Genomic DNA, 13,174 nt, shown 5'->3' with positions numbered 1-13,174 from the left:
CCTCCGGGCGCAGCCCTGAGCCAGGCGCCGACCCACTTCATCGACGGTCTCCGGCACGAGGGGCCGATCGACGTCGACTCCGTGATCGCCGCGGTGACCGAAGCGCTGGATCGTGCGGCGGACAGCTCGCAGTCATGAGAGCCGCTCGAGCGGCGCAGTGCTGGCCCCGGTGTGATCGGCGCAGACCCGGATGCCGGCGTTCGCCTGCACCCCGGACCTGTTCCCGGACCTCATGTCCGCCGCGATCGAGCGCCGTGACCTGCAGGAATGCCCCAATACATCATTCGGGTGAATCCTGCACGCGGAGACCCCCGGCCCCACTAGCGTCGTGCTGCTCGCCCGGGGCTCTCCCGGGCCACCAGGGGGGTTCCCATGTCCGTCAACGCCGTTCCGCCTGCCGTTTCACCGACCTCCGAGCCCGCTCGTGCCAACCTCGGGCGCGGGACGCTCGCGGCCCTGCTGACCATTCCGGTGGGCGTCGTGGTCTGGGTCGTCCTGTGGAGCTTCGGGTTCATCGCCTCGCTCGTCGGTGCACTGGTCGCCTACCTCGCGCTGCGCCTGTACCTGCGAGGAGCGGGGCTGGTCAGCCGCACAGGTGCGCTGATCGTGCTCGCCGTCACGGCGGTGACCCTGCTGCTGGCCTTCTTCAGCGGGATCGTGCTCGACGCCGCGCAGGGGCTCGGAGAGGTCAGCGGACTCGGCGCCTGGGGTGCCTTCACGCACGGTGAGTTCTGGCCCACGCTCGGGACGCTCCTGCCCGAGGCCCTCCCGGACTATCTCCCCGACTTCGCGTGGGCCGTCGGCTTCGGCGCCCTCGGCTCGTTCACGACACTCCGCGGCGCCTTCGCGGCAGCTCGGGTGAGCGCGGCGCCGGTGCCCTCCGACGACGATCGGCCCGCTGCACAGGAGCCTCCCGCCCCCGAGGCTCAGGCAGCACCGGGCACGGTCTGAGCCGGGCACTCCGGTCACCGGCTCTCCCGGCCGGTGACTCACTCGCCGCTGGTCGGGTGGGGGCACGGGAGCCCCCGAGGCCGCCGTGACCCCACGATGCGCCGGTGAGCACCGGCGCCGCCTGGGCCACCGCTGGATGCAGGGTCCTGGCCGACGTGCTGGGAGGTCCGGTCACCCACGTCACGCCCCACCCGGTCCCTTCGGTCCGCACGCAGTACACGTCGAGATCGGGCTTTCCGTCGCTTTCCCGACTCGGGAAGCGGCGGAAAGCCCGATCTCGGGACCGCGGGTGACCCAGGGCGCGCGGGACGGGGAGGGAGGGAGGGAGGGAGGGAGGGAGGGAGCGGGGAGGGGACCGGTTACGAGGCGATCCAGGCTATCCACAGGCCTAGGGCGACCGCGCCCACACAGGCCGCCAGGCCGCCGAGCGCGTTGAGCACCGCGGCACGCACCTCACCGGCCTGCAGGAGGCGTGCGACCTCGACGGACGCCGTCGAGAACGTCGTGTACCCCCCGCACAGCCCGATCGTCACGGCGGTGAACCACACCGATGAGAACCCCTGGAACAGCTGGATGCCGACGACGAGCCCGAGGATCCACGAGCCGCTGATGTTGACGACGACCGTCGCCAGCGGGCCGACCCCCGACCACCGGGCCCGAACCGCACCGTCGACGACGAACCGCAGCGCTGCGCCCAGGCCACCGAACAGGGCGACCAGCAGAGCGATCACGTCGGCAGGTCCTTGCCTGTCTCGATGGAGCCCTCGAGCGACGGGTCCTCGTGGCTGGTCGACGCCGTCCGACCACGCCGTCGCATCCCCCACGCGCCGACCGCAATCCCGAGCACCGCAGCCAGTGCACCCAGGATCATGCTGCCCAGCCCGTACCCGACGGCGAGTGCCGGACTGCCCTCTGCCAGGAAGCGCTCGACCTCGAGCGCGAGGGTGCTGAAGGTCGTGAAGCCACCCAGCAGACCGGTGCCGAGCCCGAGCCGCAGGAGACGGATGCGCTCCGTCTCGGGCCCCTGCCGGAGCAGTGCCTCGAGCAGCACACCCAGGAGGAAGGCACCGACGACGTTCTCGACGAGGGTGGCCACCGGCAGGCCGTGGGGAAGGCTCAGCGTCCCCGACAGCCAGTAGCGGGCACCGCTGCCGACGGCTCCTCCCACGGCGACGAGCAGGATCAGCGGTGCCCGCAGGTGCATCGGACGAGGGCTCAACGCCACACCGTCACCTTCCAGTCGACGACCTCGAGCGGCACCACGAGGACGGGCCGGTGCTGATGGTGCGAGAGGTGCACCGCGACCGACCCCTCGACGAGCTCCCGGACCCGCGCGCCCACCCCGGGGGCCCTGGTGCCGACCACGAAGGCGCTCGCGTCGACGGCCCGCGCCAGGTGCGTCAGGGCACGGTCCGGCCTGCCCGCGAGGTAGCGGGTGTGCCACTCGACGCCCTCGTCCCGCAGCACGGTCGCCACGAAGTCCTCGATGTCCCGCTCCCGGGCCTTCCAGGAGTCCTCCACGGAGTCCGGGTCGACCGGGGCGTGGCGGACCGTGCCGTCGTCGAACTCCTCCACGGTGAAGCGCGAGGGGTCCGCGTACGCGCAGTACAGCGCGGCGCCCAGGGTGCGGGACCACCGCGCGGCCGTCCGAAGGACGAGCTCGGGCTGCCCGGGAACCAGGCCGACCACCAGCGGATGGTTGCGCGGGTCCACGATGCGATCCGTGCTGGGCTGAGGGACCGACTGGCCTGTCATCCTCTCCTCCGGATCTGTGGTGCGGACTGCTCGACGATCGTGCCGGTCGGCCCCATTCTGCCGCCCCGGCCCGGCCCCCGTGGCTACGCGGGCGTGACCTCGGTGAGCCGGCGCTCCAGGAACCGTCGCGTCGGCCCGCTCGGGGCCATTTCCAGCGCGCGCCGGTAGGCATCGGCGGCACGGTCGACCCGGCCCAGGCGACGTTCGAGGTCCGCCTCGGCGGCGGGGAGCAGGTGTGAGCCCGCGAGGTCGTCAGCGAGGCCGGGCAGCAGCGCGAGCCCCGCGGCGGGCCCGTCCGCCGCCGCGACGGCCATCGCCCGCCCGAGCCGCACGTGAGGTGTCGGCTGGATCCGCACGAGCGCGTCGTACAGGACGACGACCCGCCGCGTGTCGGTCGTGGCGGGTGTCGCGGCGGTCGCGTGGCACGCCGCGATCTCCGCCTGCAGCACGTACGGGCCGGCGGGCCGGTCGACCGCGCGGGCGACCGCGAGCGCCGCGAGGCCCTCGCGCACCAGGTCCCCGTCCCACAGCGACCGGTCCTGCTCGTCGAACGGCACGACGTCGCCGTCGGGCGTCTGCCGGGCGGTGCGCCGGGACTCGTGGAGGAGCTCGAGGGCGAGCAGCCCGTGCACCTCGGGCTCGTCCGGGACCAGACCGGCGAGTGCACGGGTGAGGCGCACGGCCTCCCCGGTGAGCTCGCCACGCACGACGGCGTCACCCGACGTCGGCGCGTACCCCTCGGTGTACAGCAGGTACAGCACCGCCAGCAGACCTGGCAGGCGTCCGCCGAGCTCGGGGCCTCGCGGCACCCGGTAGGGGATGCGGGCGTGCGCGATCTTCTGCCGGGCGCGGACCAGTCGCTTGGCCATCGCCGCGTCCGTGGTGCCGAACGCACGGGCGATGTCCTCCACGGTCAGCCCGCACAGGGTCCGCAGCGTCAGCGCGACGCGCGCGTCGAGCGGCAGGGCGGGGTGGCAGCACGTGACGATGAGCCGCAACCGGTCGTCGGGCACCTCGTCCCCCTCCTCCTCGACGTCCGCGAGGGGCGCCGTGCCGTCGTCGCGGCCGCGCGCGAGGACCGCGTGGTCGGCGAGACGGCGGCGCTGCGACGCGTCGCGGCGCATCCGGTCGAGCGCCGCGTTCCGTGCTGCCGTCATGAGCCACGCCCCCGGACGGTCCGGCACGCCGTCGCGCTCCCAGCTCACCGCCGCGCTCCCGAAGGCGTCCTGCGCGGCGTCCTCCGCGAGCGCCCAGTCCCCGGTGACACGCACCAGCGTCGCGACGACCCGGCCCCACTCGTCGGCGAACGCCCGCGTCAGGGCCGGGCCGGGACGCGACGGCGCGGGCACGGCGTCGTCGGACCGTCCCGGGGACGCGGCGGCGCGGGAAGCACCCACCTGGGTCAGAGGGGCCACATGGGGCGGATCTCGACGACGCCGTGCCGCGCAGCCGGGTGCGCGGCGGCGACCTCGAGGGCCTCGTCGAGGTCTGCGGCGTCGATGAGGTTGTACCCGTCGACCTGCTCGGGGAGCTGGGCGAACGGGCCGCGCGCGAGCACGACCTCACCGCCTCGCACCCGCACGGTCACGGTGCGGTCCGGCGGCGCGAGCAGCGAGCCACCACGGTCGACGTCACGTCCGCGCATCTCCTGGATCCACCCGACGGGAGAGCCCGCGTCCTGGGGAGCGGGCGTGGGCGAACCGGGCTCGCGGCCCATGAGCAGCAGGTAGGTGGCAGCGCCCTCCAGGACCGCGTTCGCGCCGCCTGCCGGGTCGTCGTCGTGCGGCACGAGCTCGCGCAGCTCGAGCGCGCCGAAACGGGCCACGGGGTGCGCCCCCGCCACGCCGACCGCCTCCTCGAGGTCCGCGACCTGCAGCAGGTCGAAGCCGGCGATCTGCTCGGCGATCTCGACGAACGGCCCGTGGGTGACCACGGTCTCGCCGTCGCGCACGCGGACGCACGTCGCGTCGGACGGCGGGCGCAGCCGGTCCCCTGCCAGGTGCACACCGCGGCGCGTGACGTCTTCGAACCACGCCTCGGGACTCGCGTCCTGGGGGGTCGGCTCGGCGTCCTCGGGTACCCGCACGATCATCAGGTAGGTCATGGTCGCTCCTTCGTCGTCCCGGCCCGTCCGGCCGGCTCACCCCTCCGACGCACACGGTGGCCCCACGAGGACACCCGCCGCGGCGTCAATCTGCCACGGCGCCGGCGCGCGCGACAGCCCTGGGACGACCGTCGGACGTCGAGGTGGCACCAGACCGGGTGAGCAGGTGGGACCGCGCGGCGATCAGGTAGAACACGGCGTCGGCCGCGAGCTTGCCGAGCAGCCACCCGACGACGGGGGTGGTGCCGGTGAGCATCGGACCGATCCAGAGCAGGCCCGGTCGCACGAGCAGGGAGTCGACCACCTCGGCCGGCCCGAACTCGACCACGGTCAGCGCCGCCGTCCGCAGCACCGCGTGCCGGCGCGCGACCGACCGATGCGCCCGGAGCTCGACCCGCAGGGCTCGGGCGTAGGCCACGCCGTAGAACGCGACTGCCTCGGCGACCGTCCCGGCGCCCGCGGCGACGACGAGCGATCCACTCATGCGGTAGGCGAGCCACGCGCCTCCGACGGCGCCCAGGGTCCCCGCGATCTCGTTGGGCAGGTAGCGGCGCAGCCAGTAGCGCACGGAGCGGGTCGATGCCTGCATGGCGTCCCTCCACCGGGCGTCGGCACGGCACCGGGCCCTCGCCCCTCAAGAGCACGGCGCACCTCAGGTGTGACATCGCCAGACGCCCCCGACTCACGCCGGCCGGCCCGCCCGGCCGGGGGAGGTTCATGTGGTGGTATGGGCAGGTCTCGCACGGCACGAGGCATCACCGACGGAGGGAAGACGCGTGGCTGACACGGCTGCTCGAGGCCCGCGGTACGACGTGGCGCTGTTCGACATCGACGGCACGCTGTGCGATCCCGGGACGGGCATCACCTCGGCCGCTCAGCACGCGCTGGCGCGCCTGGGTATCGACGAGCAGGATCCCGCAGCCCTGCGGCGCTTCGTCGGGCCACCGCTGGAGCACTCGTTCCGCGACTACTACGCCCTGGACGCCGAGCAGGTCACCGCCGCCGTCCGGCACTACCGCGAGTCCTACCAACGCCAGGGCCTGGACCAGTACCGCGCCTACGACGGCGTAGCGTCGCTGCTTCGGCGCCTGAGGGACGCCGGCGTGGCCGTCAGCGTCGTCACCGCGAAGATCCAACCGTTCGCCGAGCAGGCGCTGCTCAGCACCGGGCTGCGCGGGCTGGTCGACCTCGTCAGCGGCCGAGCCCCCGACGAGGTCGTCACCAAGGACGTGACGCTGGCCGCCGCACTGGCCCGCCTCGCCGTGCCACGCGACCGGGTCGTCATGATCGGCGACCGCGAGCACGACGTCCACGCCGCCCAGGCCAACGACATCGACTGCATCGGCGTCCTCTACGGCTACGGGACCCGCGACGAGCTGCTGGCGGCAGGCGCCACCCACACCGCCCGGACGCCCGACGACGTCGAGCACCTGGTGCTCGGCACGGCACCTGGCGTCCACTGAGGTCAGCCGACACGGTGGCCGGCCTCGCGGCGGCGGGTCTGGTGAGCCTCGGGGTGCTGCTCGGCCGGCGTGTGCCAGCCTCACCAGCAGCGTCGGTCACGGACCGGACGTCGGGGTCGGACGTCCGCGTGGCGACATGGATCGCCCCGGCCCCGCCGCTCGATGTCGACATACGATGCCGCTCGTCGGGTACGGGACCGGGAGGAGCCGCGATGGGCGACACGACGTTGATCGAGTCGACGCCAGAGGTGAGCGCGGCACCAGGGACGGGATCCGCGCGCCGCGCGGCAGGGGTGGTCGCCTGATGAGCGGACACGGAGTCCTCGCCCGGCGCCTGGGTACGGGTGACGCTGTCGTCATCGGCGTGGGGTCGATGGTCGGCGCCGGGGTCTTCGCCGCTTTCGCGCCGGCGGCACAGGCGGCCGGTGCGGGTCTCCTCCTCGGGTTGGCGCTGGCGGCGTTCGTGGCGTACACGAACGCGACGGCCTCGGCTCAGCTCGCTGCGCAGTACCCGACCTCCGGCGGTACCTACGTCTACGGCCGCGAGCGGCTCGGCCCGTGGTGGGGCTTCCTGGCGGGGTGGGGGTTCGTCATCGGCAAGACGGCCAGCTGCGCCGCGATGGCGCTGACCTTCGCGGCCTATGCTGCACCGGCGGGCTGGGAACGCCCCGTAGCCGTCGCGGCAGTCGTATGCCTGGCCGCAGTGAACTACCGCAGGGTCACCCGCACCGCCCGGCTCACGCGCATCATCGTGACGGTGGTGCTCGTCGCGCTGGCTGCCGTGGTCCTGTCCAGCCTCGCCGGAGGGGACCCGCAGTGGTCGCAGGTGACGGTGTGGGACGCAGCAGAGGGCAGCTGGTACGGCGTCCTGCAGTCGGCCGGGCTGCTGTTCTTCGCCTTCGCCGGCTACGCCCGCATCGCGACCATGGGTGAAGAGGTCCGCGACCCCGAGCGCACCATCCCGCGCGCCATCCTCATCGCACTCGCCATCACTGTCGTGGTCTACGCCACCATCGCCGTCACCCTGCTCGCGGTGCTCGGCGCCGACGGCACCGCCGCGACGCCCACGCCCCTGGCCGCCGCGGTGGATGCCAGTACCTGGAGCTGGGCGTCACCGGTCGTCCGGGTCGGAGGTGCTACGGCCGCGCTCGGCGCCCTGCTGGCCCTGATCGCCGGCGTGGGGCGGACCGGCCTCGCCATGGCCCGCCAGGGCGACCTGCCCCGGTGGCTCGCGGGTGTCCACCCTCGCCACCAGGTCCCGCACCACGCCGAGATCGCCCTCGCGGTCGTCGTCTGCGTCCTGGTGCTCACCGTGGACCTCCGAGGCGCCATCGGGTTCTCCTCCTTCGGGGTGCTGCTGTACTACCTCGTCGCCAACATCGCGGCCTTCACCCAGACCCCCGACCGCCGCCGCTTCCCCCAGGCGCTGCAGGTCCTGGGCGCCATCGCCTGCGTCGTCCTCGTCGTCACCCTGCCGGTCTCCTCGGTGCTCGTAGGACTGGCCGTGTTCGCCGTCGGCATCGGCTACCGGACATGGAATCTGCGCGCGACGGCACGTCGCACGACCTGACCACGACCCGTCTGTCTGCGCGCAAGCCGTCGGGCTCGATCCCCGCGTTGACTCGAGGCGCGCCGGTGAGCGACGTGCCGCTCCAGCCCTCCGCCTCCCCGGCCGGGCCGGGCGTCCACCTCCACCCACGCAAGACATCTGTCATGCCGAGGTCGTGATCACGGGCACTACTGGCGCAGCACCGGGGGCGCGAGCCTTGGGGCATGACGACGACGCAGCAGACACACGATGACCTGTCCGCCGGCCACGCCGCCCCCGTCCTGGCCGAGCTGCTCAGCGCCTCCAAGCAGTTCGGCAGCGGCGCGGCCACGGTCCAGGCGGTCCGTGGGCTGGACCTGGAGGTGCGGCCGGGCGAGCTCCTGGCCCTCCTGGGGCCCAACGGGGCCGGCAAGTCCACGGCGATCGGGATGCTGACGGGGCTGACGGCACCGACGTCGGGGAGGGCGCGCCTCTTCGGGCGTGACCCCCGCGACGTGCGGGCGCGACGGCGCCTGGGCGTGATGCTGCAGGCCTCGGGCGTACCGCAGACCCTTCGTGTGCGCGAGCTGCTCACCGAGTTCCGCGGCTACTACCCCGCTCCCCTGCCCATGGCGCAGGTCGTCACCGCGGCGGGCCTGGACGGGCTCGAGGGCCGCATGTTCGGCGAGCTGTCCGGCGGCCAGCAGCGACGCGTGCTGTTCGGGATCACCCTGGCCGGCGACCCCGACCTGCTGGTCTTCGACGAGCCGACCACCGGCCTGGACGTGGAGGCCCGACGGGGCCTGTGGGCCACGTTGCGCGACCTGGCCCGGTCGGGGCGTGGCGTGGTGCTCACCACGCACTACCTCGAAGAGGCCGACGCCCAGGCTGACCGGATCGTGGTGATCGACCGCGGCGTGGTGATCGCCCAGGGAACGCCCGCCGAGATCAAGGCCCAGGTCCCCGGGCGACGGGTCCGCGCACAGACCTCGGTGAGCGTGGCCGTGGCGAACCGCTGGCCCGGCGTGGCTCGCGCGTCACGCGAGGGCCCGTGGCTCGAGCTGCTCACCGGATCCGCAGAGCCCGCACTCCGTGCGCTGCTCGACCTGGACCCCCACGCCACGGGTGTGACCGTCGCCGAACCAAGCCTGGAGGAGGCTTTCCTCGCCCTGACCACTGACATGGAGGCAGCACGATGACCACCCCCGCCGCGACAGCGACAACCACCGGCACAGCGGCGCCTCGAACGAGCCTGGCGAGGATCTTCGTCACCGAGGCCCTGCACGAGTTCCTCAAGCTGATCCGCATACCCATCTTCGCCGTGAGCACGATCACCCTGCCGGTGATGTTCTACGTGCTCTTCGGGGTGGCTCTCGGTGGCGGCGAAGCCGGTGGGGTCGGCGCGACCACGTACATGATGGCGACGTACGGCTCCTTCGGGGTCATCGGCGCGGCGCTGTTCGGCTTCGGGGTCTCGGTCGCCCTCGAACGCGGGCAGGGCTGGATGCGGCTCAAGCGTGTCTCGCCGATGCCGCCGCAGGCATACTTCGTGGCGAAGGTCGCGATGAGCACGACGGTCTCCGCGCTGATCATCGGTGCGTTGTTCGTCCTCGGGGCCACACTGGGTGGTGTGCGCATGCCCGCCGCCCAGTGGTTCAGCCTCGGCCTGGTGCTGGTCCTGGGGGCGCTCCCGTTCTCGGCCATGGGCCTGGCCTTCGGGTACCTCGTCGGCCCGAACTCCGCACCGGCCATGCTGAACCTGTTCTACCTGCCGATGGCGTTCGCCTCAGGGCTGTGGATCCCGATCCACCAGCTGCCCGCCTTCGTGCAGGGCATCGCGCCGGCACTGCCGCCCTACCACTTCGCCCAGCTCGCCCTGGGCACCGTCGGTGCCGCTGAGGGCGGGCCTGCGGCGCTGCACATCGTCGTGCTGCTGGCGTTCACGGCGTTGTTCCTGACCGTGGCCGCGTGGGGCTTCCGGCGTGACGAGGGCCGGACCTACGGATGAGGCGCACCTGATGAGCCAAGGCCCCCCGCACCCCCACCGGTACCTGCGCTACGTCTGGCTGGTCTACCTCGGCTCGCTGTTCTTCCAGCCCGTGTTCGACTCCTCGACCGACGTCCTGGACTGGGTGGCGGTGCCGGTGCTGATCGCGCTGTTCCTGCCGATCTACGTCGCGACGTTCCGGGCTCGCGACGACCGGCAGACCCTGGTCCTCATCGCGTGCCTCGGCGCCCTGGCCCTGGCGGGTTCGCTGGTCAACAGCGGGGCGAGCGTGTTCGTGATCTACGCGGCGGCCACGGCCGGTCGCCTTCGTCCCACCCGTCGGGCCGTCAGGGTGGTCGCCGGACTGGCTGGGCTGGTCGGTCTGATGGTCCTGGTCTCCCCGGCCCCGATGCCGTGGCGGTTCGCCGCGCTCGCTCCCGCGCTGCTGTTCACCCTGGCCGTCGGTGCCGCGAGCATCTTCGACGCGGAGCGGAGCCGCGCCAACCGGCGTCTCCTGCGCGCCGACGAGGAGATCGAGCGGCTGGCGAAGATCGCTGAACGGGAGCGGATCGCGCGCGACCTGCACGACCTGCTCGGGCACACCCTCTCGGTCATCGTGCTGAAGTCCGAGCTGGCCGCACGACTGGTGCGCGCAGACCCCGACCGGGCGACGGCCGAGGTCAACGACATCGAGCAGATCGGCCGCGAGGCCCTGGACGAGGTGCGCGCCGCGGTCACCGGGTACCGGGCCCGTGGTCTCGGCGCCGAGCTCGACGGGGCACGGGTGGCGCTGGAGGCGGCGGGTGTCGAGGTCGAGGTGCACGCCGACCCTGTCGACCTGCGCCCCGAGCAGGAGTCCGCCCTGGCGATGGCACTGCGCGAGGCCGTGACCAACGTGGTGCGTCACGCCGGTGCCCGGCGCGTCACCATCAGCATCACCACGGCCGGGGCCGAGGTCCGGCTCGAGGTGAGCGACGACGGCCACGGCGTCGTGGGGCCGGCGGGATCGGGGATCACCGGCATGCGCGAGCGCATCGCGGCCCTCGGTGGCCTGGTCGAGGTGAGCGACCCGAAGGGCCACGACGACCGGCACGGGACCCTCGTCGAGGTGACAGTGCCCCTGACGGGGACGGCAGACGACGGGCACCGTGCGAAGGAGTGGGGTGGGCGATGACGATCACCGTGGTCCTGGCCGAGGACCAGCTCATGGTCCTCGGTGCCCTCAGCACCCTCCTGGGGCTCGAGGCCGACATCGCCGTGTCGGGAACCGCCCGCGACGGGGAGGAGGCCGTGCGCCTGGTCCAGGAGCTGCGACCTGATGTGCTGCTGACCGACATCGAGATGCCCACGATGACCGGTCTCGAGGTGGCCGCCGAGGTCCGACGACGGGGCCTGCCGACCCGGGTGGTCATCCTGACCACCTTCGCCCGCAGCGGCTACCTTCGGCGGGCCCTGGACGCCGGGGCCGTCGGCTACCTGCTCAAGGACGCGCCCGCCAGCACCCTGGCCCAGGCCGTCCGCGACGTGCATGCCGGAGGTCGCGCCATCGACCCCCAGCTCGCCGCCGACGCGTGGGGTGAGCCGGACCCACTGACCGGCCGCGAGCGCCAGGTCCTGCGCCTGGCCGGGGACGGGCTGACCAACGGCGAGATCGCCGGACAGCTGCACCTGTCCGAGGGCACCGTGCGCAACTACCTGTCGGAGGCGATGAGCAAGCTCGGTGCCTCCAACCGGGTCGCCGCGGCCCGGCAGGCGCGGGACCGGGGGTGGCTGTGATGTTCCCCGCTGCCACGGAGCGGCCACGAACGCTGAGGGCGGCCCCGCCAGCATCGGCGGGGTCCTGTTCGACGACCCGGACCGCATCGACGGCGTACCGCCGCGGCGATCGCCATCGTGCCGATCCGCACAGGACGCCGTCGTCCGGCAGCTGCAGGAAGGGCTGTACCCCTCCGTGATCCACGCGTACGGTCGAGGTGATCCGCATCCTGGAAGCGAGCCGGGCGGGAGGCGCCCATGGACACCGGCTTCACGGAGTTCCCCCTCTTCGACGCCATCGCCGGGCGGCGCTCGAGACGGTTCGGCCTCGGGATGGAGCTGCCGTCCGGGCCCCTCGCGCACACGTCCCGCTCGGAACCCTTCGGATTGTCCGAGGTCGAGCGGTCGGTCCTTGTCGCGGCCGCGACCGGGGTGACCGGCTGGAGCCTTGGTGTGCCGTTCGGCCCCGATCGTCCCGACGAACACGCGCACTACACGCAGCGGTTCACGGGACGAACGGCGCCGACCGCCGCGGGGATCGGGACGCCGCTGCTCTTCGCGACGGACGACTCTGGCACGTACCTGACCAACACCCGCGACCTCCTGCCGTCGCGTCCACTCCCGACGGGGGGAAGTCGCGACGACGCACTCGACACCATGGTCGAGGTCGTCCGAACGCACACGGAACAGCTGTCGGACCATCGGCTGGATCTCCCCGCGTCGCCACCCCACATGCTCGAGCCCAATCTCTGGATGGCCAACACGCCGGGCTCGACCCTCTTCATGCCGGTCGCCGATGCCAGCGAACAGGTACTGGGCCTGATGGCCATGGCCGTGGCGAACGGGAACGTCCTGTTCGACGACGTCGCCGGTCGCCCTGCCGGTGACCTGTCGCCGTTCGTCCGTAGTGGCCTCCTGCAGGAGGACAAGCGGGTCCCGATGACGGTCCTGCAGCAGATGGCCTACGAGGCCAATGTGTCCGAGCTGGCGTTCATGGGGCACAACATGGTGCTCACCATGCAGGCGATGGGGCTGGGTGGTCTGTACTTCAACGGGCTGAACCGGTGGAGCGTCTTGGGAGCCTTCGCCGAGAAGGGTGTCAAGGGGCTCGGGTTCCGCTTCGTCCAGGACGATCGTTGGCCCCTGCCCAACCCCGTCGGGCTCGACGGGCGCATCGAGTGCCTCTGCCCCCCGTACGTCTCGGACATGCGCGAGGCGGTGAAGACCTTCGTGGACCGGAAGTTTGGTCCCGCAGGCGCCTACGACCCGAGCACACCCGGCGCCTGGAGGGACGCCAGGGCCGTCAAGCAGGGCGTCACGCCGTACTCCGAGGAGTTCGTCGACTGTCTCGGCGTCGCCGCTCAGTACATCTACGACAGGTATGGGAAGTTCCCCAACACCTTCACGACGATGGTGCTCTCCGGGTACGTCCAGGCAGTGCACCTCGACAGGGACTTCTACGACGCCAACTACCAGGCGGGCACCTACCTGCGCACGCACGCCCAGCACATGGAGCGGTGGCACCGCGATCGTTCGCCGATGTGACGAGGTGCCGCACGGCCGGCGGCAGAGGTCGTGATCACGGGCACTGCTCGTGCGTCCAGCTCGACGACCTCGCCCGCCCGGGGACA

Annotated in this window: 14 protein-coding genes; 8 read left to right on the top strand and 6 right to left on the bottom strand. The window is 72.7% G+C overall.

Going from position 1 to position 13,174, the window contains the following annotated elements; translation table 11 throughout:
• The first annotated feature begins 372 nt into the window (after positions 1-372).
• Positions 373-951, top strand: a complete 579-nt coding sequence (locus M1R94_RS08910) for a hypothetical protein (protein ID WP_249381337.1) — start codon at positions 373-375, stop codon at positions 949-951.
• A gap of 359 nt (positions 952-1,310) precedes the next feature.
• Here M1R94_RS08910 and M1R94_RS08905 read toward each other — a convergent pair whose 3' ends face one another.
• The 6 genes from M1R94_RS08905 to M1R94_RS08880 all read right to left on the bottom strand — a co-directional run bounded on the left by M1R94_RS08905 (position 1,311) and on the right by M1R94_RS08880 (position 5,399).
• Positions 1,311-1,682, bottom strand: coding sequence for a fluoride efflux transporter FluC (locus tag M1R94_RS08905; RefSeq protein WP_249381336.1), 372 nt, complete (start codon positions 1,680-1,682; stop codon positions 1,311-1,313).
• Positions 1,679-2,176, bottom strand: coding sequence for a fluoride efflux transporter FluC (locus M1R94_RS08900; protein WP_374109451.1), 498 nt, complete (start codon positions 2,174-2,176; stop codon positions 1,679-1,681). The genes M1R94_RS08905 and M1R94_RS08900 overlap by 4 nt, the downstream gene beginning before the upstream one ends.
• Positions 2,167-2,706: a universal stress protein gene (locus M1R94_RS08895; protein ID WP_249381334.1), complete on the bottom strand. Its 540-nt coding sequence runs from the start codon at positions 2,704-2,706 to the stop codon at positions 2,167-2,169. Before M1R94_RS08895 ends, M1R94_RS08900 begins: the two co-directional genes overlap by 10 nt.
• 83 nt (positions 2,707-2,789) lie before the next feature.
• Positions 2,790-4,103, bottom strand: a complete 1,314-nt coding sequence (locus M1R94_RS08890; protein WP_249381333.1) for an RNA polymerase sigma factor — start codon at positions 4,101-4,103, stop codon at positions 2,790-2,792.
• A gap of 5 nt (positions 4,104-4,108) precedes the next feature.
• Positions 4,109-4,810: a YciI family protein gene (locus M1R94_RS08885; RefSeq protein WP_249381332.1), complete on the bottom strand. Its 702-nt coding sequence runs from the start codon at positions 4,808-4,810 to the stop codon at positions 4,109-4,111.
• A gap of 85 nt (positions 4,811-4,895) precedes the next feature.
• A complete protein-coding gene (locus tag M1R94_RS08880; RefSeq protein ID WP_249381331.1) occupies positions 4,896-5,399 on the bottom strand; it encodes a hypothetical protein in 504 nt (167 codons plus the stop codon).
• Positions 5,400-5,586: 187 nt separating this feature from the next.
• On the opposite strand from M1R94_RS08880, the gene M1R94_RS08875 reads away from it, so the two are divergent.
• The 7 genes from M1R94_RS08875 to M1R94_RS08845 all read left to right on the top strand — a co-directional run bounded on the left by M1R94_RS08875 (position 5,587) and on the right by M1R94_RS08845 (position 13,088).
• Positions 5,587-6,273 (top strand): HAD hydrolase-like protein, encoded by a 687-nt coding sequence (locus M1R94_RS08875; protein WP_249381330.1) that lies wholly within the window; start codon positions 5,587-5,589, stop codon positions 6,271-6,273.
• 304 nt (positions 6,274-6,577) lie between these two features.
• Positions 6,578-7,843 carry an APC family permease gene (locus tag M1R94_RS08870; RefSeq protein WP_249381329.1) on the top strand — a complete coding sequence of 422 codons (1,266 nt, stop codon included), beginning with the start codon at positions 6,578-6,580 and terminating at the stop codon, positions 7,841-7,843.
• A 203-nt stretch (positions 7,844-8,046) separates the two neighbouring features.
• On the top strand, positions 8,047-9,000 hold the full coding sequence (locus M1R94_RS08865) for an ABC transporter ATP-binding protein (protein WP_249381328.1): 954 nt from the start codon (positions 8,047-8,049) through the stop codon (positions 8,998-9,000).
• Positions 8,997-9,809, top strand: a complete 813-nt coding sequence (locus M1R94_RS08860; RefSeq protein ID WP_249381327.1) for an ABC transporter permease — start codon at positions 8,997-8,999, stop codon at positions 9,807-9,809. The genes M1R94_RS08865 and M1R94_RS08860 overlap by 4 nt, the downstream gene beginning before the upstream one ends.
• Positions 9,810-9,819: 10 nt before the next feature.
• The gene (locus M1R94_RS08855) at positions 9,820-10,962 is read left to right on the top strand and encodes a sensor histidine kinase (protein WP_249381326.1); all 1,143 of its coding nucleotides are present in this window, start codon (positions 9,820-9,822) and stop codon (positions 10,960-10,962) included.
• Positions 10,959-11,564: a response regulator transcription factor gene (locus tag M1R94_RS08850; RefSeq protein WP_249381325.1), complete on the top strand. Its 606-nt coding sequence runs from the start codon at positions 10,959-10,961 to the stop codon at positions 11,562-11,564. Before M1R94_RS08855 ends, M1R94_RS08850 begins: the two co-directional genes overlap by 4 nt.
• Positions 11,565-11,801: 237 nt before the next feature.
• On the top strand, positions 11,802-13,088 hold the full coding sequence (locus M1R94_RS08845; protein WP_249381324.1) for a hypothetical protein: 1,287 nt from the start codon (positions 11,802-11,804) through the stop codon (positions 13,086-13,088).
• The last annotated feature ends 86 nt before the right edge of the window (positions 13,089-13,174 follow it).

Source organism: Actinotalea alkalitolerans (genome assembly GCF_023369855.1).
GTDB lineage: Bacteria > Actinomycetota > Actinomycetes > Actinomycetales > Cellulomonadaceae > Actinotalea.
Note: the sequence above shows the minus strand (reverse complement) of the source record. Positions and strands in the feature narration are given on the sequence as shown.